Origin of the sequence: Streptomyces sp. XM4193 (genome assembly GCF_023072595.1) — a bacterium.
Classification (GTDB): domain Bacteria; phylum Actinomycetota; class Actinomycetes; order Streptomycetales; family Streptomycetaceae; genus Streptomyces.
Genome location: NZ_JALLGK010000001.1, coordinates 425,973 through 443,049 on the forward strand (window position 1 = coordinate 425,973; position 17,077 = coordinate 443,049).

At 71.9% G+C, this 17,077-nt stretch carries 15 protein-coding genes and 1 tRNA gene; 6 read left to right on the top strand and 10 right to left on the bottom strand.

Annotation, left to right across the window (positions count from 1 at the left end; genetic code table 11):
- Window positions 1-199 precede the first annotated feature (199 nt).
- A complete protein-coding gene (locus MTQ01_RS01780) occupies window positions 200-1,990 on the top strand; it encodes a transcriptional regulator (RefSeq protein WP_247486510.1) in 1,791 nt (596 codons plus the stop codon).
- A 1-nt stretch (window position 1,991) separates the two neighbouring features.
- Here MTQ01_RS01780 and MTQ01_RS01785 read toward each other — a convergent pair whose 3' ends face one another.
- The 5 genes from MTQ01_RS01785 to MTQ01_RS01805 all read right to left on the bottom strand — a co-directional run bounded on the left by MTQ01_RS01785 (window position 1,992) and on the right by MTQ01_RS01805 (window position 5,092).
- Window positions 1,992-2,579 carry a hypothetical protein gene (locus MTQ01_RS01785; RefSeq protein WP_247486511.1) on the bottom strand — a complete coding sequence of 196 codons (588 nt, stop codon included), beginning with the start codon at window positions 2,577-2,579 and terminating at the stop codon, window positions 1,992-1,994.
- Window positions 2,580-2,797: 218 nt separating this feature from the next.
- Window positions 2,798-2,884, bottom strand: a tRNA-Ser gene (locus MTQ01_RS01790).
- 294 nt (window positions 2,885-3,178) lie between these two features.
- On the bottom strand, window positions 3,179-3,721 hold the full coding sequence (locus tag MTQ01_RS01795; protein ID WP_247486512.1) for a nucleoside deaminase: 543 nt from the start codon (window positions 3,719-3,721) through the stop codon (window positions 3,179-3,181).
- Between the two features lie 257 nt (window positions 3,722-3,978).
- Complete coding sequence (locus tag MTQ01_RS01800) at window positions 3,979-4,527, bottom strand: hypothetical protein (RefSeq protein ID WP_247486513.1); 549 nt, start codon at window positions 4,525-4,527, stop codon at window positions 3,979-3,981.
- A 313-nt stretch (window positions 4,528-4,840) separates the two neighbouring features.
- Window positions 4,841-5,092 carry a hypothetical protein gene (locus tag MTQ01_RS01805; RefSeq protein ID WP_247486514.1) on the bottom strand — a complete coding sequence of 84 codons (252 nt, stop codon included), beginning with the start codon at window positions 5,090-5,092 and terminating at the stop codon, window positions 4,841-4,843.
- A 101-nt stretch (window positions 5,093-5,193) separates the two neighbouring features.
- Here MTQ01_RS01805 and upp point away from each other — a divergent pair, with 101 nt between their 5' ends.
- Window positions 5,194-5,829 carry a uracil phosphoribosyltransferase gene (upp, locus tag MTQ01_RS01810; RefSeq protein ID WP_247486515.1) on the top strand — a complete coding sequence of 212 codons (636 nt, stop codon included), beginning with the start codon at window positions 5,194-5,196 and terminating at the stop codon, window positions 5,827-5,829.
- A gap of 106 nt (window positions 5,830-5,935) precedes the next feature.
- Here upp and MTQ01_RS01815 read toward each other — a convergent pair whose 3' ends face one another.
- The 3 genes from MTQ01_RS01815 to MTQ01_RS01825 form a co-directional block, all read right to left on the bottom strand.
- The gene (locus MTQ01_RS01815; RefSeq protein ID WP_247486516.1) at window positions 5,936-6,601 is read right to left on the bottom strand and encodes a LytR C-terminal domain-containing protein; all 666 of its coding nucleotides are present in this window, start codon (window positions 6,599-6,601) and stop codon (window positions 5,936-5,938) included.
- Between the two features lie 368 nt (window positions 6,602-6,969).
- Entirely contained in the window at window positions 6,970-7,266 is a 297-nt protein-coding gene (locus tag MTQ01_RS01820) for a type II toxin-antitoxin system VapB family antitoxin (RefSeq protein WP_211042282.1), read from the bottom strand.
- Between the two features lie 279 nt (window positions 7,267-7,545).
- The gene (locus MTQ01_RS01825; protein ID WP_247486517.1) at window positions 7,546-9,132 is read right to left on the bottom strand and encodes a M28 family metallopeptidase; all 1,587 of its coding nucleotides are present in this window, start codon (window positions 9,130-9,132) and stop codon (window positions 7,546-7,548) included.
- A gap of 349 nt (window positions 9,133-9,481) precedes the next feature.
- On the opposite strand from MTQ01_RS01825, the gene MTQ01_RS01830 reads away from it, so the two are divergent.
- Together MTQ01_RS01830 and MTQ01_RS01835 are read left to right on the top strand one after the other, a co-directional pair.
- On the top strand, window positions 9,482-9,865 hold the full coding sequence (locus MTQ01_RS01830) for a VOC family protein (protein ID WP_247486518.1): 384 nt from the start codon (window positions 9,482-9,484) through the stop codon (window positions 9,863-9,865).
- Window positions 9,862-10,611 (top strand): GrpB family protein, encoded by a 750-nt coding sequence (locus MTQ01_RS01835; RefSeq protein WP_247486519.1) that lies wholly within the window; start codon window positions 9,862-9,864, stop codon window positions 10,609-10,611. Before MTQ01_RS01830 ends, MTQ01_RS01835 begins: the two co-directional genes overlap by 4 nt.
- Window positions 10,612-10,751: 140 nt before the next feature.
- Here MTQ01_RS01835 and MTQ01_RS01840 read toward each other — a convergent pair whose 3' ends face one another.
- On the bottom strand, window positions 10,752-11,339 hold the full coding sequence (locus MTQ01_RS01840; protein ID WP_247486520.1) for an HhH-GPD-type base excision DNA repair protein: 588 nt from the start codon (window positions 11,337-11,339) through the stop codon (window positions 10,752-10,754).
- A gap of 415 nt (window positions 11,340-11,754) precedes the next feature.
- Here MTQ01_RS01840 and MTQ01_RS01845 point away from each other — a divergent pair, with 415 nt between their 5' ends.
- The gene (locus MTQ01_RS01845; protein WP_247486521.1) at window positions 11,755-14,076 is read left to right on the top strand and encodes a family 2 encapsulin nanocompartment cargo protein terpene cyclase; all 2,322 of its coding nucleotides are present in this window, start codon (window positions 11,755-11,757) and stop codon (window positions 14,074-14,076) included.
- A gap of 174 nt (window positions 14,077-14,250) precedes the next feature.
- On the opposite strand, the gene MTQ01_RS01850 is transcribed toward MTQ01_RS01845, so the two are convergent.
- Window positions 14,251-15,669, bottom strand: coding sequence for a DUF234 domain-containing protein (locus MTQ01_RS01850; protein ID WP_247486522.1), 1,419 nt, complete (start codon window positions 15,667-15,669; stop codon window positions 14,251-14,253).
- A 193-nt stretch (window positions 15,670-15,862) separates the two neighbouring features.
- Between MTQ01_RS01850 and MTQ01_RS01855 the strand changes: the two genes are divergently transcribed.
- The gene (locus MTQ01_RS01855) at window positions 15,863-17,077 is read left to right on the top strand and encodes a sensor histidine kinase (protein WP_247486523.1); all 1,215 of its coding nucleotides are present in this window, start codon (window positions 15,863-15,865) and stop codon (window positions 17,075-17,077) included.

Sequence of the window (17,077 nt, forward strand, 5' to 3'; positions counted from 1 at the left end):
TGAGGGCGAAGCCGCGAAGCGGTGAAGACCGGGGTGTGACCGGTGTGCTTCACCTCTTCGGGAGGCGGACCGCGGCGGCGGGCCCGCCTGCGCGGCCGGGCGCCCCACCGTCGATGTCGTCGATGTTCACGGGGGTTCTGTGCGACAGCTGGAAGTACGTCTACTGGGGACTGTCGAAGTGCACTGCCAGGAACAGCGGTTGGACGTTCCGGCAGGCCGACTGCGGGTGCTGCTCGTCTCGTTGGCGCTGCGCGCGGGCAGCGTCGTGTCGATCGAGGAGATCTCCGAACGCCTGTGGGGCATCGACCCGCCGTCCGGCGCCAGAGCCACCGTCCGCACCTACGTCAAACGGCTGCGCCGGGTGCTCGACGGGTCGTTGCGGGGTTCCGCCTCGGTCATCTCCAGCGAGTACGGCGGCTATCGGCTGCGGCGCGAGGCCGTCGTGGTGGACGTGGACCGGTTCCGCACACTGACCGCGCGCGCCGCCAACGCCCCCGACCGCCGAAGCGAGGCCGAATTCCTCGACGCGGCGCTGCAGTTGTGGCGGGGCGAGGCGCTGTCCGGGGTGGTCAGCAGGTCGCTGGCCACCACGGTGGCACCCGCCATGGAGGAGCAGCGGCTGACCGCCCTGCACCGGCGCGTCGTACTGCGGCTCCAGGACGGCGCGGGTGCCGGGGAGGAACTGCCGCTGCTGCGCGAGATCCTCGCCAAGGACCCGTACCAGGAACGCTTCTGGGCGCTGCTCATCCAGGCCCTGCACGCCGCGGGACGTCAGGCCGAGGCGCTGCGGGAGTACGGACGATGTCGGGAGGTCCTCGCCGACGGTCTCGGCGCCGACCCCGGCGCGGAGCTCCGTGCTCTCCACCGGAGCATCCTGGCGGGCGACCCGGCCCCGCCGCCTCCGGCGCGACGGTCGCCCCAGACCGATGCCCCCGCCCAGGAACCCGCCCGCAGCTCGCTGTTGCTGCCCGCGCCGATGCAACTCCCGCCGGACATCAGCTCGTTCGTCGGACGAGCCGCCGAACTCGCCACTCTCACCGCCCTGTCGGACCCGGGCGGCACCGCCGGCAGCCTCACGGTGGTGGACGGCCCTCCGGGGGTCGGCAAGACCGGCTTCGCCGTGCACTGGGCACACCGTCACCGCGCCGACTACCCGGACGGCCGCCTCTACGCGGACCTCCAGGGCTACGGGGCCAAGGACTCCGCGCAACCGGCCGATGTGCTTCGCTCGTTCCTCCTCGGGCTGGGCGTTCCCGCCGAGGAGGTGCCCGACCGGGAGGAGTCCCGCAGCGCTCTGCTGCGCAGCCTGCTCGCGGGCCGCCGGATGCTCGTCGTCCTGGACAACGTCCGCTGTGGGGAGCAGGTCAGACCGCTGCTGCCGGGCGGCGCCAGCACCGTCCTGGTCACCAGCAGGAACCAGATGCGCGGACTGGTCGCCGGGGACGGCGCCTTCCGCCTCACCCTCCCGCCGCTGCCCGCGCCGGCCGCCGCCGAGCTGCTCCGCCGGCTCACTCCGCCCCCGCACGCCCCCTTCGCCCGGCACAGCCCCGCCGAACTGGCCGAACTGGCCGAACTCTGCTGGAGGTTGCCGCTCACCCTGCGCACCGTGGCAGAACGCCTCGAACGCCGGCCCGAAGGCGGGCCCGCGAGGCTCGTCGCCGAGATCCGGGAAGCAGGCGAACCGCTGAGCGTGCTCGGCGGGAGCGAAAGCCGTACGGACATGCGGACCGTACTGTCCTGGTCCGTCGAGGCGCTCACCCCCGACGCGGCGGGACTCTTCCGCCGCCTCTGCGCCGGGGCGCGCGCCGGAGCCACCCTCTTCACGGCCGCCGACGTCGCCGCGCTGCTTGCCGTACCGCCCGAAAGAGCAGAACGGCTGCTGGACGAACTCGCTGAACAGCATCTGCTGGCCCACCACCGGTGCGGCGAGTACGGCCTGATCCTGCCCGTCGGCCGCTCCCTCGCCGTTCGGCAGCCGTTGACCGCCTGAGTCAGGCTGCGGTGTCGGGCGGCACCTGCGGGCCGCCCCGGCGCACTGCGAGTACGGCCCAGCCGACGGCGGCCAGGACCAGTACCGCGCCCACGACGGCCATCACCGCCGGACCGGGCTGCCCGGGCAGCGACAGCCGGGTGCCCATGAAGGTGCACGCCAGCACCAGTACGGTCGCGCCCCGCATGGGCACCCGGGTCGCGGCCGTCCGCAGTACGGCCGCCCCTGCCGCCCCGATCGCGAACCAGGCAACCAGATACGGCCACACCGCACCTTCGGCGAGAAGCGGTACCCCGTACTCCTCCGGCCAGAACCTGTGCAGGGAGTCGAGCCAGCCGACCGCCACCCCGGCGAGGGGAACGAAGGACACCCACAGCGCGTGACGCCACCAAGGCCCGGTCCGCAGCGCGTTCTCCTCGTCGTCGACCTCGTCCACCCCGCCGCCCGCACGGGCGTCGGCGACGTCATCCACGGCGTCGTCCGCACGGGCGTCGGCGACCGGGTCGGCGACGGCATCGACTACGGCATCGGCGACGGCATCGGCGACGGAGGAACGGGCGGTGCGGTGTTCTTCGCTGGAGTCGGCCATGACCACAAGGACGGCCGCGTCACCGCTGCGGTTGCCAACCGCCCCCGCCCCGGCCGACGTTGACGGCCCGAAGGACGAGCGGGAACGAGCCGTGCGGGCGGGTGTGCCCGCCGGTCCGGCGACCCGCCGAGGCCGGGCGGACAGCCGGCCCGCGGCAACGGACCGGGACGGGCAGCACGAAGGGCCGGACTCCGCAGTGGAGTCCGGCCCTTCACAAGCGGTAGCGGTGGGATTTGAACCCACGGAGGAGTTGCCCCCTCACTCGCTTTCGAGGCGAGCTCCTTCGGCCGCTCGGACACGCTACCGAGAGAGATCCTAGCCCACGGGTGCCCGTGCGCCGAAATCGGTATCGGTGAGCGCCCGCAAGCGGTCCGCCCGCAGCCGATACACAGCTCCGGACGTGCGGCCCGGGGCCCGGTGGCCCGTCCCCGAAGCCCGGCGTGCGGGACGCCGCGACGCCGCACCCGCCGTCGGCCCGACGATGCCGCTGCCGCCCGTACGCCGTGCGCACGCCGTACGCCCTGCGCACGCCAGGCGCAGTTCGCACCCCGTACGCCCTGCGCACCCCGTACGCACGCCGGGCGCAGGCCCTGCTTCGGTTACGGCGCGGGGTGGTGCTCGGGGCCGGGGCGCGGGCGGCGGAAGAAGTCGGTGAGCAGTCGGCCGCACTCCTCGGGGAGCACACCGGCGATCACTTCGGGACGGTGGTTGAGTCGGCGGTCGCGCACCACGTCCCAGAGCGAACCGGTCGCGCCCGCCTTGGCGTCGCGGGCGCCGTAGACCACACGATCGACGCGCGAGAGCACGGCGGCGCCCGCGCACATCGTGCACGGTTCCAGGGTGACGACGAGGGTGCAGTCGGTCAGCCGCCACTCGTGCGTGGTGCGGGCGGTGCCGGTTGCCGGTTCGGCGGTCGATGCGTGCAGCGCGCGGGCGGCGCGGCGGAGGGCGAGCAGTTCGGCGTGCGCGGTGGGGTCGCCGGTCGCCTCCCGCTCGTTGCGGGCTGCGGCGAGGAGCTGCCCGTCGGGGCCGAGGACGACGGCTCCGACCGGTACGTCCGACTCCCGCGCGGCCTGTTCGGCTTCGGCGAGGGCCAGCCGCATCGCGGGGAGCCAGGGGTCGCGCAGCGGGTCGTCGTCCATGGCGCCAGTCTGCCCGAGCCGGGCCCGGCAGCTCTCACCGCCGAACCCCGCCTGTGCCCGGCCGTCACAAACGAGAGCCGCGCTGCGCCACCGGCCGCCAGAGCTGCCTGCCGCCTGCCACACGCCGCCTGCCGCCACTCTCCGGCCCGTCGGCCCGCTACCCGCGCCACCGGCCCCGCGGGTCGTCGCGCCGCGCGTGGAGTCGCGGTGCGGGTCGCGGGTGGCGCTGCGCCCCGTACCGCGACTCCGCGGGCGGGCTACCGGACCGCTTCGAGGACGTCCGCGCAGCCGAGCGCCTCGGCGATACCGCTCAACGCGTCCTCCGAGCTGAGCGCGAGCACGTCCTTCTCTCCCATGCCGAGGTCCTCCAGCAACTCCGGTTCGCCGACCGGGCCCTCGGGGACGGTCGCGGCGTCGGGCGGGGTGTCGCCGCCGTCGGAGCCCTCGTCCCGGTCGGGCTCGCCGTCCTCGGTGCCGTCGAGGTCGACGAGGCTGTCGAGGTCCTCGGGGGTGAGGGGGTCGCGACCGAGCAGCTCGTCGGTCAGCAGCAGTTCGCCGTACGCGCTGCGTGACGCGGCTGCGGCGTTGGAGACGTAGATGCGCGGGTCGTCCTCGCCGTCCACGCGTACGAGGCCGAACCACGCGCCTTCATGTTCGATACAGACCAGCACCGTGTCGTCCTCGTCCCCGGCGACCGCTTCGCGGGCCAGATCGGCGAGGTCGGTGAGGGTCTCCACGTTGTCGAGTTCTGTGTCGCTCGCTTGCCATCCGTCTGAGGTACGCGCGAGCACTGCGGCGAAGTACACCGTGAATCTCCCACTGGTTGCCTGAGTTCCCGAGAGAGCAGAGGTCTGTCCTGGTGGATCTCGGCACGGACCGACGGCGCTGTGGCCGTGCTCCGTGCGTCGACTGCCTCCTCCGCCTCGCGTTGTACGGCGACGGGTCCCGCGCCCGGCCCGGCGCGGTCCGTCGGGCAGACCCCGGTGGGGAGGCTCCCCACCAATCGGAATCGTGACAGAAAGGCACCCCTGGTGAGGAGTCTTCGGGCGTGCGTCGGCCGTGCCGTTTACGGAACGGCCGGATGTCGTTGCTGCGGGGGGAGTTGGTGCGGTCGGATCTTCACCAGCGGAATGTGCGCATCCGCATCTGCTGGCGCATCCGTGCGACCCGCGCGCGCCGCGGCTGGACCCGCTCGCGCAGTGCGCGGGCCTCGCTCAGTTCCCGGAGGAACCGGGCCCGGCGGCGCAGTCGGTCGCTGTCCACGGTCCCCCTGCGCAGCCCGTCGTCCACCGCGGTGGACAGCACGGCGCGCGAGGTGGTGCGCCCGGACGGGGGCAGCGGGCCACCACTGCGACCGGTCAGATCGGACATACAAGTCACCTCCGACGTATCCGACTACCTTGCCTCGGAGCGACGGTTTCCCGCCACCCCGAGGGGGCACTGCCCTCTTGGTGCTCCGCTACTGTCGAGACATGCGGACCCACGTCGTCGACCACCCGTTGGTGGCGCACAAGTTGACTACGTTGCGCGACAAGCGCACCGATTCCCCGACCTTCCGGCGCCTCGCCGACGAGCTGGTGACCCTGCTCGCGTACGAGGCGACCCGCGACGTCCGTACCGAGCAGGTGGACATCGCCACACCGGTCGCCGAGACGACAGGTGTCCGGCTCTCCAGCCCGAAGCCGCTGGTGGTGCCGATCCTGCGGGCCGGTCTGGGCATGCTGGAGGGCATGGTCAGGCTGCTGCCCACGGCCGAGGTGGGATTCCTCGGCATGATCCGGGACGAGGAGACCCTTCAGGCGTCCACCTACGCGACCCGGATGCCGGACGACCTCTCCGGTCGGCAGGTGTACGTGCTCGACCCGATGCTGGCGACCGGTGGCACCCTCGTCGCCGCGATCAAGGAGCTGATCTCGCGCGGCGCGGACGACGTCACGGCGCTGTGCCTGCTGGCGGCGCCCGAGGGCGTGGAGGTGATGGAGCGCGAGCTGGCCGGTACGCCGGTCACCGTCGTCACCGCCTCGGTGGACGAGCGGCTCAACGAGCTGGGCTACATCGTCCCCGGCCTCGGCGACGCGGGTGACCGGATGTACGGCACCGCCGGCTGAGTCGCGGGCGGCGGGACCGGCGGGACGTCGAAGGGGCCGGGAAGCGCGATGCTTCCCGGCCCCTTCGCGGTGCTCGTCGAACGACGCCCGCGGGTTTCCGGCCGTGTCAGCAGTCGGAGGGCGACGGGGTCGGGCGGGGCTTGGTCAGCTCGGTGACCGCACGGTCCGCGGCCGCGGCCTTGACCAGTTTCTTGTAACCGTCGCCGATCACCAGGTCCACGCTCTTGGCCGCCTTGCCCTTGCGGGCGTCGTCGGTCCGGGTGTCGGCCTTGGCCAGCTGAGTGCCCAGAACGGCCAGCGAACCGTCCTTCTTCGCGGCCGGGGCCCCGAGCAGCAGTCCGGGCTCCTTGACCTTCTTGTCGAGGTCCTCCGGGGCGTTGTCCACCTCGCCGATCTTGAAGCCACGTTTCTTCAGCTCGTCCGCCGTGTCCTTGGCCAGTCCGGTGCGGTCGGTGGCGTTGTAGACGTTCACGGTGATCGCGGAGGGCTTGGGGGCCTTCACCGGAGCCGTGTCGGCCCCGGTGGCGCCGGGCTTGCAGTCGCCGGAGGCCGGGCCGGACGCGCTGGACGCCTTGACCGTGTCGCCGCCGGAATCCGTGGTGAAGACATCGATGAGCTGCACGGAACCCCAGGCGACCAGACCCAGGGCGGCCGTACTCGCGACGATCCGGAACACCAGTCGGAACCGGCGCTTCGGCCTGTGCATCTTGGGGTAACGGTTGCCCGTAATGCGGTACTTACCGCCCATGCCCGGGGGTGTCAGCATGCTCATGTTCGCAGGGTAGCCGTCAGCGCACGACAGTCCTACAAGCTGCTCAACCGATCGGGGGTCGAAGGCCCGCTGCCGGGCTTCTGCCGGGTCTCCCGCGGGCGGTTCCGTGCCGGCGCTCCGCCCGCAGTCGGACTCGGCAGGCCGTGCGCGACACCCCGCCGCCGGCCGGGAACGCCGTGCGACTCCACGAGCCGTACGACCCCAGCGAGTCGTGTGACTCCGCAAGCCGTACGGCTCCGTGAGTGCAGTGGGGGAGCGGCGAGAAGGTCCTGCCGTTCCGTCAGCCCCGCGGCGAGAGACCTGCCGTGTGCGGGCCGTCAGATCGCGCGTGGGCCGCCGGCCCGTGTGCGGGAGTCCGTGTGCCGGGCTCAGCCGAGTTCGAGCACGCGGGCGTGCAGCACCTGGCGCTGCTGAAGCGCCGCCCGGACGGCGCGGTGCAGGCCGTCCTCCAGGTACAGATCGCCCTGCCACTTCACGACGTGGGCGAAGAGGTCGCCGTAGAAGGTGGAGTCCTCGGCGAGGAGGGTCTCCAGATCGAGCTGGCCCTTGGTGGTGACCAACTGGTCAAGGCGTACCGGGCGCGGGGCGACATCCGCCCAGTCGCGAGTGCTGTCCCGGCCGTGGTCCGGATAGGGCCGACCGTTTCCGATGCGCTTGAAGATCACACGGAAAGCCTACCGGGCGCACCGCCGACGGCGCAGCCTCGCCGGTGTGACGCATAGCGGGCAAGCGGAAGATTTCCTGGCACAAGTCCCCTCGCGGCGCACCGGACTTCCTCATTCCGAGTGGCTGTCGGGCCGTACGTGCGGCGGGCGCCGAACCGCGTGGGTTCGGCGCCCGCTGATGCTGTCGCGGTGCCTGTGCGGAACCGAACGGGGCTCGGGCCGGCCGGAATCGGTGCTCCCGGGCGCCCTTCGGTCTCCGTGTACGGGCTCCGCCGCCGGTTACTTGGCGACCGGCTCCTCGTCGTGGTGGTGCTCGTGGAGACCGCCGCCGCTCGGGGTGCCGCCGCTAGTGGGCGCGAACGGCACCTCGTCCTCCAGGCTCGAGGTGTCCCAGGCGTAGTGGCCGAGGGTGTGCGCGATGGCCTTGACGTTGATGTCGAGCGCCTTCTGGTCGACGTTGCCCAGGTTGTCGCACTCCTGGTGGTAGCACTCGTCGTAGTCGACTCCGGCCTTGCCGCCCCAGAGCTTCGCCTGCTCCTCGGTCTTCTTGCCCTCGGCTCCGGTGAAGGTGCCGCCGGAGGGGATGCCGACCGCGATGAACGGGCCGTAGTCGGAGCGACCGCTGAAGTCGGTGCCCCGCGACTCCTCGCCCCGGGACTCGAAGAACTTGTTCAGCTTGTGCTCGATCTGCGCCGAACCCTCGGGGCCCGGGCCCTCGCCCTCACCGTCGGAGTCGTCGCCGTCGTACACGAAGAGGCCGTAGTTGGGCGAGGCGATCATGTCGTAGTTGAGGTACAGGGCGATCTGCTCCTGCTCCTTCTTCGACAGTTCGGAGACGTAGTGCTCCGAGCCCTGGAGGCCGATCTCCTCCGCCGTCCACAGCGCGAACCGCACCTTGTTGGCGGGGTTCTTGGCGTGCTTGCCCATCCACTGCTTGGTCGCCTTGGAGTACTGGAGCGCCGCCTCCAGCACGCCGGCCGAACCGGACGCGTTGTCGTTGATGCCCGGGCCTTCGCTCACCGAGTCCAGGTGCGCGCCGGCCATCACGACGTTGTTCTCGTCGCCGCCGCGGGTCTCCGCGATGACGTTCGGGGTGGTGCGCTCCTCCTGGAACTCGATGATCTCCAGGTTGACCTTCACCTCGCCGGCCGCGACCTCCTTGGAGAGCGCCTCGCCGTCCGCCTTGCTGATGCCGCCGGTCGGGATGACGCCCTCGTCCGGGTCGCCGAGGGTGCCGTTGAGCTCGCCGTCCTCGGTGTTGTAGATGATGGCGCCGACCGCGCCGGCCTCGCCCGCGGCGGACTGCTTCTCGGCGAAGGAGCAGCCACCGCGCTGGATCAGCGCGATCTTGCCCTCGAAGTCCTTGTAGTCCTCGGCGGCGCAGCCGGTGAGAGCCTCGTCGCTGTCGTCGATCGGAACCTCGGCGACCGGCGCCTCCAGGCCGCCCTCCTCGGTGCTCTTGGTGTACGTCATCAGCTTGATGCCGATGTCGCGCTCGTTGGGCGCGAGCACCTTGAGCTTCTCCTCGACCGTCTCGCGGTAGATGAAGTCGAAGTCCTGGTAGGTCACCTTGTACCCGGCGGCCTTCAGCAGGGTGCCCGCGTACTTGGCGGAGAGGTCGTGGCCCGCGGCGCCGGCGGCGCGGTTGTTCTCGTTGGCCAGGGCGATGGCCTGGAACACCCGCATGTGGTTCATGGCGTTCTTCTTGCCGGTCTTCTTCACCAGCTTCTCGGCGAGCTTGCGACCCTCGCTCGCGGGGTCGGCGGCGCTCGCGGGGGCGGCGCTGCCGATGAGGAGCGGGGTGGCGAGGGCGGCGACGGAGAGCGCGGCGAGGGCGCGGCGTCTCCTCTTCTGCGGTGATGGCACTCGACGGAGTCCTTCCGGGCGGCGGGACGTTGCTGTTCGGCGTCGGGACAGCGGCGTCCGGGTTGCGGACGTGATGGAAGGGAAAGCTAGCGGCAGGGCGACCGGGTGGGAACGCCTGTGGCAGACATCACCGAATGTGATGACCGTATTGGGGAGATTTGGCGGAGATATGACTACTCCCCATGGGTGGAGTGTGGCAGTTTCCTGTCGGTTCCTGAGGCTGTGTCAGTCGTTGCGAGATCGCTGACCTGCGCGGAAAGTGACGGACGGGTCACCCGGCGGCGTGTCGTCGAGCGGTCGGCTCACGGGTGGGGGATCGGTGAACCCGCCCTGACGGGAGGGGAGTTGGATGACAAGGAACGTGACGTTCCGTATCGGCGGACTGCACCATGTGCAGATCTCCGTGCCACCGGGCTCGGAGGACGAGTGCCGCAGATTCTGGGGCGATCTGCTCGGGATGACCGAGGTGCGGAAGCCGCCGGCGCTCAGAGCAAGGGGCGGATGCTGGTTCCGGTCGGGCGGGCTGGAGGTGCACCTGGGCGTGGAGGCCGACTTCGCCCCCGCGCGCAAGGCGCACCCCGGCATTCTGGTGCACGACCTCGACGCGCTCGCCGATCGGCTGACGGCGCACGGCCGGGAGGTCACCTGGAACGACGACTTCCCCGGCTACCGCCGCTTCCACACGGCCGACCTGCTCGGCAACCGGCTGGAGTTCATGGAACCGACACCGTGACCGAACCCGGCGGCCCTGCGGGGCCCGGCGGTGGTGCGGGGTCCGGCGCGGCGGTGGACCCCGCCGGCGCGGCGCAGGGCGGGGCGCGTTCCGGGGCGGGGAGCGAACCGGCCGGCGCGGCGCGGGAGGCGGAGATGAACGCCGCCCACGTCTCGGGTCGCGCACCGAGGTTGGACGGCGCGATCCTGCTGGCCGAGCCCGACCCGGAGTGGCCGCGGGCGTACGAGCGGGAGGCTGCCCGTGTCCGAGCGGCGCTGCCCCGGGGCGTACGGCTGCTGCTGGAGCACGTCGGCTCCACCTCCGTGCCGGGCCTGGTGGCCAAGCCGGTGCTGGACATCCTGCTCGCGGTGCCGGACGCGGCGCGGGAGACGCAGTACGTACCGCCCCTGGAGCGGGCGGGGTACGCGCTGCTGATCAGGGAACCGCAGTGGCACGAGCACCGGCTGCTGCGGCCCGCGGACGGGCCCTCGGACGACCGGCGCGGGGACGGCCGGCGCGGGGACGGCCGGCGCACGGTGAATCTGCACGTCTTCGGTGCGGGCAGCTCCGAGGTGCGGCGGATGCTGCTGTTCCGCGACACGCTGCGCGCCGTACCGGCCGAGCGGGAGCTGTACGCCGCGACCAAGCGCGAACTGGCCGCGCGCGACTGGGAGTTCACCCAGCACTACGCGGACGCCAAGAACGAGGTGGTGGACGCGATCCTGGCCCGTGCCGGCTGGCGCGGCGGCCGGACCCGCCCGGACTGACCGCCTGCCCGCCCCGCGTCGGACCCGGTGTCGCCCGGGCCCGCGCCGTGCCGGGCTCGTACGGACCGCCCGCGGCGTCGGACTCGCGTCGCGTCGAGCTCGGGGCGTGACGAGTCGGCGCGGGATCCGGCGCGCCGCGGCTACTTGGCCTTCGCTTCCTTCGCCGCGCGCTTCAACTCCTGCTTGTGCGCCCGTACTCGGTCCAGCGACTCGGGGCCGGTGATGTCGGCGACCGAGCGGTGGGCGTCCGGCGCGCCGTAGTCGCCCGCGGCCTCGCGCCAGCCCTCGGGGGCGACACCGAGCTGCTTCCCCAGCAGCGCCAGGAAGATCTGGGCCTTCTGCTTGCCGAAGCCGGGGAGGTCGTTCAGCCGCTTGAGCAGCTCGCGGCCGCTGGTCGCGTCGCGCCAGAGCGCCTCGGCGTCGCCGTCGTAGTGCTCGACGAGGTACTGGCAGAGCTTCTGCACCCGGCCGGCCATGGAGCCGGGGTAGCGGTGCACGGCGGGCTTGGTGGAGAGCAGCTCGGCGAACGCCTCGGGGTCGTGTGCGGCGATCTCGTGGGCGTCGAGGTCGTCCGAGCCCATCCGGTCGGCGATGGTGCGCGGGCCGCTGAAGGCCCACTCCATCGGTACCTGTTGGTCGAGGAGCATGCCCACCAGCGCGGCCAGTGGGCTGCGGCTGAGCAGTTCGTCGGCCTCGGGCTGTTGGGCGAGCCGAAGTTGAGCGTCCATGCTCCGATCATCCCCGTACGGCGACGCCCGCGCACACCCGGTGGGTGTGCCCCCGCCCCGGCGGCCTTCCCCACGGGCGTGCTCCCGGACACCCCGCCGCCCGGGCTCGGGCCGGTGATCCGGTCGAGGCCCGTGACCAGGCCCGGAGCGCGGGCCTCACTCCTCGGAGCGACTTCTCGTACGGACGTCCCCCCGCCGCTTGCGGGGGTGAGCCGGATAGCGGCCGCGGGGCGCGGGTAGTCCTCGGCCGTCTGAGCTCAGGCCGCCCGCTCGCACCAGACGGCGCCGCCCGCCTTCCGCACCGGAGAGCGGGCGGCGCCGGACCCGTACGGACCGCACCGGACCGTACGGACCGCACCGGACCGTACGGACCGCACAGGACTCCACAGGTACCGCCCTGGGAAAGGCCGAACAGGTGTCACAGCCATTCGAACTGCCCGACTTCTATCTGCCGCACCCCGCCCGCCTCAATCCACATGTGGAGAGCGCGCGGACCCACACCAGAACCTGGGCGCACCGGATGGGGATGCTGGAGGGCTCGGGCATCTGGGAGGAACGCGATCTGGAGGCGCACGACTACGCGCTGCTGTGCGCCTACACCCATCCCGACTGCTCGGACGCGGCGTTGTCCCTGGTCACGGACTGGTACGTGTGGGTCTTCTTCTTCGACGACCACTTCCTGGAAACGTTCAAGCGCTCGCAGGACCGGGCCGGCGGCAAGCGGTATCTGGACCGGCTGCCCGCCTTCATGCCGATGGACCTGGCCGACGGCTTCCCCGAGCCGACCAACCCGGTCGAGGCGGGGCTCGCGGATCTGTGGGCGCGCACCGTGCCGGAGATGTCGCTGGACTGGCGGGCACGTTTCGCGGAGAGCACCGAGCACCTGCTGAACGAGTCGCTCTGGGAGCTCTCCAACATCAACGCGGGGCGCGTCCCCAACCCCGTCGAGTACATCGAGATGCGCCGGAAGGTCGGCGGTGCGCCCTGGTCGGCCGGGCTTGTGGAGTACGCGGCGCAGGCCGAAGTGCCCGCCTCCGTCGCGCACTCCAGGCCGTTGCGGGTGCTGCGGGACGCGTTCAGCGACGGCGTGCATCTGCGCAACGACCTCTTCTCCTACGAGCGCGAGACCCAGGAGGAGGGCGAACTCAGCAACGGCGTACTGGTGTTGGAGACCTTCCTGGAGTGCTCCACGCAGGAGTCGGCCGACTCGGTGAACGATCTGCTCACCTCCAGACTCCACCAGTTCGAGAACACCGTCGTCACCGAACTGCCGCCGCTTTTCGTCGAGTTCGGCCTCGATCCGGCGCAGTGCGCCGCGGTGATGGCCTATGTGAAGGGGCTCCAGGACTGGCAGTCCGGCGGTCACGAGTGGCACATGCGCTCCAGCCGCTACATGAACGGCGGTGCGAACAGCGGCAGCGGCACCTGGTCCCTCCCCGTCCCCCGCGGCCTCGGTACGTCGGCGGTGACGGTCAAGCCGTTCACCGTGCGATCCGAGACCGCGCGACGGCGCAGCTTCACCCATGTGCCCTTCCAGCGGACCGGACCCTCCCGACTGCCGGAGTTCGAGATGCCGTTCAAGGTCGGACTCAGTCCGCACCTCGAAGCCTCGCGCCGGGCGACCGTCGACTGGGGCGAGGCGATGGGCATGCTGGAGCCGCAGCCCGGCGTACCGCTCTCCGACATCTGGAGCCGGGACGCCCTGGCCGGCTACGACTTCCCGCTGTGCGCCGCGGGCATCCATCCGGACGCCACTTCCGAGGCACTCGACCTCAGTTCCCAGTGGCTGACCTGGGGCACCTACGGTGACGACTACTATCCGGTGGTCTTCGGCGCGACCCGCGACCTGGTCGGCGCCAAACTCTGCACCGACCGGCTCCCCTCCTTCATGCCGCTCGACCCGGCCGAGCCGACTCCCGTACCGGCCAACGCACTTGAGCGCGGGCTGCTGGACCTGTGGCTGCGCACCTCCGGACCGATGACGCCGTCCGCCAGGGCCACGTTCCGCGCCACCATCACGGACATGACCGGGAGTTGGCTCTGGGAGCTGGCCAACCAGGCCCAGAACCGCATCCCCGACCCGGTCGACTACCTGGAAATGCGCCGGATGACCTTCGGCTCCGAACTCACCATGAGCCTGTGCCGCATCGGACACGGGCAGATCGTGCCGGAGGAGGTCTACCGCAGCGGGCCGATGCGCTCGCTGGAGAACGCCGCCTCCGACTACGCCATGCTGATCAACGACGTGTTCTCGTACCAGAAGGAGATCGAGTACGAGGGCGAGGTGCACAACGGCATCCTCGTCGTCCAGAACTTCTTCGACTGCGACTACCCGACCGCGCTGCGCGTGATCGACGATCTGATGAAGAGCCGGATGCGCCAGTTCCAGCACGTCGCCGCGAACGAACTCCCCGTGCTCTACGACGACTTCGAGCTCGACGAGAAGACCCGCGCGGTCCTGCGCGGCTATGTGGCGGAGTTGGAGAACTGGCTCTCCGGCATCCTGCACTGGCACCGCGGCTGCCGCCGCTACCGCGAGGAGGACCTCAGTCACGGCAACCCGGCCACCACCCGGCACATGCCGGCCCGGCCGCTGGCGCCCGGCGCCCTGACCGCACCCGGCAGCCGGGCCCTCCCCGGCGCGCTCACCGGCCTCGGCACCTCCGCCGCCCGGCTCGGCCCACTGGCCGGCCGCCCCGGCACCTCGGTCACCACCGGCGCCGTGCACCGCGGCTGAACACCCACCGCCCCCGGCGTCGCCCGGCCCACCCGGCCGCACGACCCCGGGGGCGGACGAGGTTCGGCGTCGGTCGGCCCGTCCCCCGGGCCAGTCGGCCCGTCCCCCGGGCCAGTCGGCCCGTCCCCCGGGTCAGTCGGCCCGTCCCCCGGGTCAGTCGGCCCGTCCCCCGGGTCAGTCGGCCCAGGCCTCGAGCAGCTCGCCGGGACCGTACGTCGCGTCGAGCCCGGCGCAGTCGAAGCCGCTGCGGCTGACGGCGACGAGCGGGACGGCCTCCTCGGTGAGCAGCGCGCGATGCCGTTGCAGCGCAGCCAGATCGTGGCGGTCGAACGGTGAGGACTCCAGCCATTTGACGGAGCCGAGGAAGTGCAGGCTCCTGGCGATCGGTGCTCTGTCCGCGCCGACGAGGTCGATCTCGACGTCGTTGCTCCGCGTCCAGTAGCCGCCGACGGCGGGGGTGGCGGGCAGCGCGCCGTCGGGCAGCAGGCGCGCGAGCGATTCCCGGACGAGCGGCTCGACGGCTCGCCCCCGCCAGCTGCTCCACTGACGCTCGATGCGCTCCAGCGTGAGGTCTCCCCGCATGCGCTCGATCTCTGCCATGTAGGGCTCGACGAAGGTGAGCCAGAAACGCAGATACGGATCGGCCACGCGGTAGCGGCGCTCTTTGGACGGATGCAGCGAGATCGGCAGTTCCGCGGCCACCACCCGTTTCTCCATGAGCAGTTCGGCCGCCCGGCTGAGTGTGGTGTGCGCGATGCCGCCGGCCGCCCTGGCGATGTTGGTGAAGCTGCGCTCGCCCGAACCGATGGCGCGCAGCACTTCCCGGCTCATGGCCCGGGGCGGGAACTCGGCGGCGAGTGAGCGTTCGGCCGAGACGAGCAGTGCGGAGGTCGGGTTGTTCAGTGCGCCGGTCAGAAACTCCCGGACCGAGGCGCCGGCCGGCCACTCCTGGCAGATCAGGGGCAGCCCCCCGGTGACCAGCGCGGCGTCGATGGCCGCGGGCGGCTCCAGCGAGAGCATCCGGCCGATGTCCGCGGGGTTGAGCGGACCCAGTACGAGCTCGGTGCCGCGCTGGTGGAAGGGGCGTTCGTAGCTGTTGAGCGCCTCCATCATCGACAGGTCGGAACCGACCAGCAGAAGAAGTACGGGTTTGCGGCACAGGAGCCTGTCCCAGGCGCGTTGCAGCATTCCCTCGAAGGCGTCCACCCGGTCCATGAGGTAGGGGACTTCGTCGATGACCACCACGCTGGGACTGTCGTCCGGAAGCGCGTCGGCGAGCAGGCGAAGCGCGGCGTTCCAGTTGGCCGGAGGCTCCTCGGTGAAGAGGTCGCGCCGGGGCAGCGAGGAGTGGCCCACCTCGTCCGAGAGCGCGGCCAGCTCGATCTCGGCGGAAGCGCCGGAGGCGGTGAAGAACACGTAGGGGTGCTGCCCGCGCTGGAGGAACTCCTCGACGAGGCTGGACTTGCCGACGCGTCTGCGTCCGCGGATGAGGAGGCACTTGCCGGGCTTCTCGCCGCTCTCGGCACTGCGCACCGACTCCAGCGCGCCGTCCAGGATCCTCAACTCGCGGGTACGGCCGATGAATTGCTGCACCCGGGCCACCTCCACAGCCGTTGTCGTGCGCTCATCCGAAACCTCGGATACTAGCGCTGGGAATAGTATCGCTGGCGATACTATCTCTGGCGCTAGTATTCCCTTCGTTTTGGTCTGGTTCGGGGTGGTTTTCGAGGGGGAGCTACTCCTCGTGTCGTATGCGGGGCCGTCGGCGAGTGCCTACCGTCGGGGCATGGTGACGGTCGAGCGGGTGGCGGGGCTGGTGCGAGGGATCTCGCCGGTGGTCGTGGACGTGCTGGTCGTCGTGGTCGTGGGGCTGCTGACGGGGGCGGACGCCGCGGTCAGCTACCCGGGGTACGAGCCCGCCGGTCCGTTGACGTGGGTGCTGCTCGCGGTCTCGCTGGTGGCCCTGCTGGGACGGCGCCGTTGGCCGGTTCCGGTCGCTCTGACGACCGGCGCGGCGTGCGCGGGCTGGGCGTTGAACGGACATGTGGGCGAGCTGCTGAACCTCCCCGTCATCGTCGCGCTGTACACCGTCGCGGTGCAGGGCGACCGCCGTCGCACCGTGGTGACGGCGGTCGTCGCCTCGGCGCTGTCCGGGCTGGTCGCGCTCACGGTCGGCGGCCGGGCCAACCCGCAGGGTGCGCCGATGCTGGAGCTGGTGTGGCCGCTGGTGCCGCTGCTGCTCGGCGAGGTCGTACGGACCAGGGCGGAACTGCTGCGGGAGTACGCGGACCGCGCCGAACGGGCCGAGGCGGAGCGCGAGGCGGAGGCCGCCCGCCGGGTGCGGCAGGAGCGGGTGCGTATCGCCCGCGAGCTGCACGACATCGTCGCGCACACGGTGACCGGGATGACCGTGCAGGCCGGACTCGCACTGGACGCGCGGGAGAGCCGGCCCGAGGTGGCGGCCGAGGCGATGCGGCAGGTGCGGGCGTCGGGCCGGGACGCCGTGCGGGAGCTGCGGGCCACGCTCGCCGTGCTGCGGGAGGAGCCCGGTTCGACCGCGCCCACGCCCCGGCTCGCGGATCTCGACGAGCTGGTGGACCGGGCGCGCGCGGACGGGCTGCTGGTCGACCTGACCCGTGAACAGGCCGCGGGGGAGGGCGAGTTGCCGCTCGTGGTGGAGCTGGCGGCGTACCGGATCGTCCAGGAGGCGCTGACCAACGTACGCCGCCACAGCCGGGCCCGCCGGGTGAAGGTGACGGTCGCCGGCCCCCCGGGGCGGCTGCTGGTGGAGGTGGCGGACGAGGGACCCGAGCGACCGCCGGAGCACGGGGCGCGGGCCGCCGGGTTCGGGCTGGTGGGAATGCGGGAGCGGGCCGTCGCGGCGGGCGGGGAGCTGGAGCACGGGCCGCGCCCGGGCGGCGGCTTCGCCGTCCGCGCGTGGCTGCCGGTGGACGGCGGCCGAGCCGCGACGGGTCCGGAGCGCGGGGGCGCCGGGGGGTGA

Bases quoted from the DNA above. Each gene is read 5' to 3' on its own strand.
- MTQ01_RS01795 (WP_247486512.1), bottom strand. From the start codon at position 3,721: ATGGACGACGACCCGCTGCGCGACCCCTGGCTCCCCGCGATGCGGCTG.
- upp (WP_247486515.1), top strand. From the start codon at position 5,194: ATGCGGACCCACGTCGTCGACCACCCGTTGGTGGCGCACAAGTTGACT.
- MTQ01_RS01785 (WP_247486511.1), bottom strand. From the start codon at position 2,579: ATGGCCGACTCCAGCGAAGAACACCGCACCGCCCGTTCCTCCGTCGCC.
- MTQ01_RS01815 (WP_247486516.1), bottom strand. From the start codon at position 6,601: ATGAGCATGCTGACACCCCCGGGCATGGGCGGTAAGTACCGCATTACG.
- MTQ01_RS01855 (WP_247486523.1), top strand. From the start codon at position 15,863: ATGGTGACGGTCGAGCGGGTGGCGGGGCTGGTGCGAGGGATCTCGCCG.
- MTQ01_RS01805 (WP_247486514.1), bottom strand. From the start codon at position 5,092: ATGTCCGATCTGACCGGTCGCAGTGGTGGCCCGCTGCCCCCGTCCGGG.
- MTQ01_RS01840 (WP_247486520.1), bottom strand. From the start codon at position 11,339: ATGGACGCTCAACTTCGGCTCGCCCAACAGCCCGAGGCCGACGAACTG.
- MTQ01_RS01830 (WP_247486518.1), top strand. From the start codon at position 9,482: ATGACAAGGAACGTGACGTTCCGTATCGGCGGACTGCACCATGTGCAG.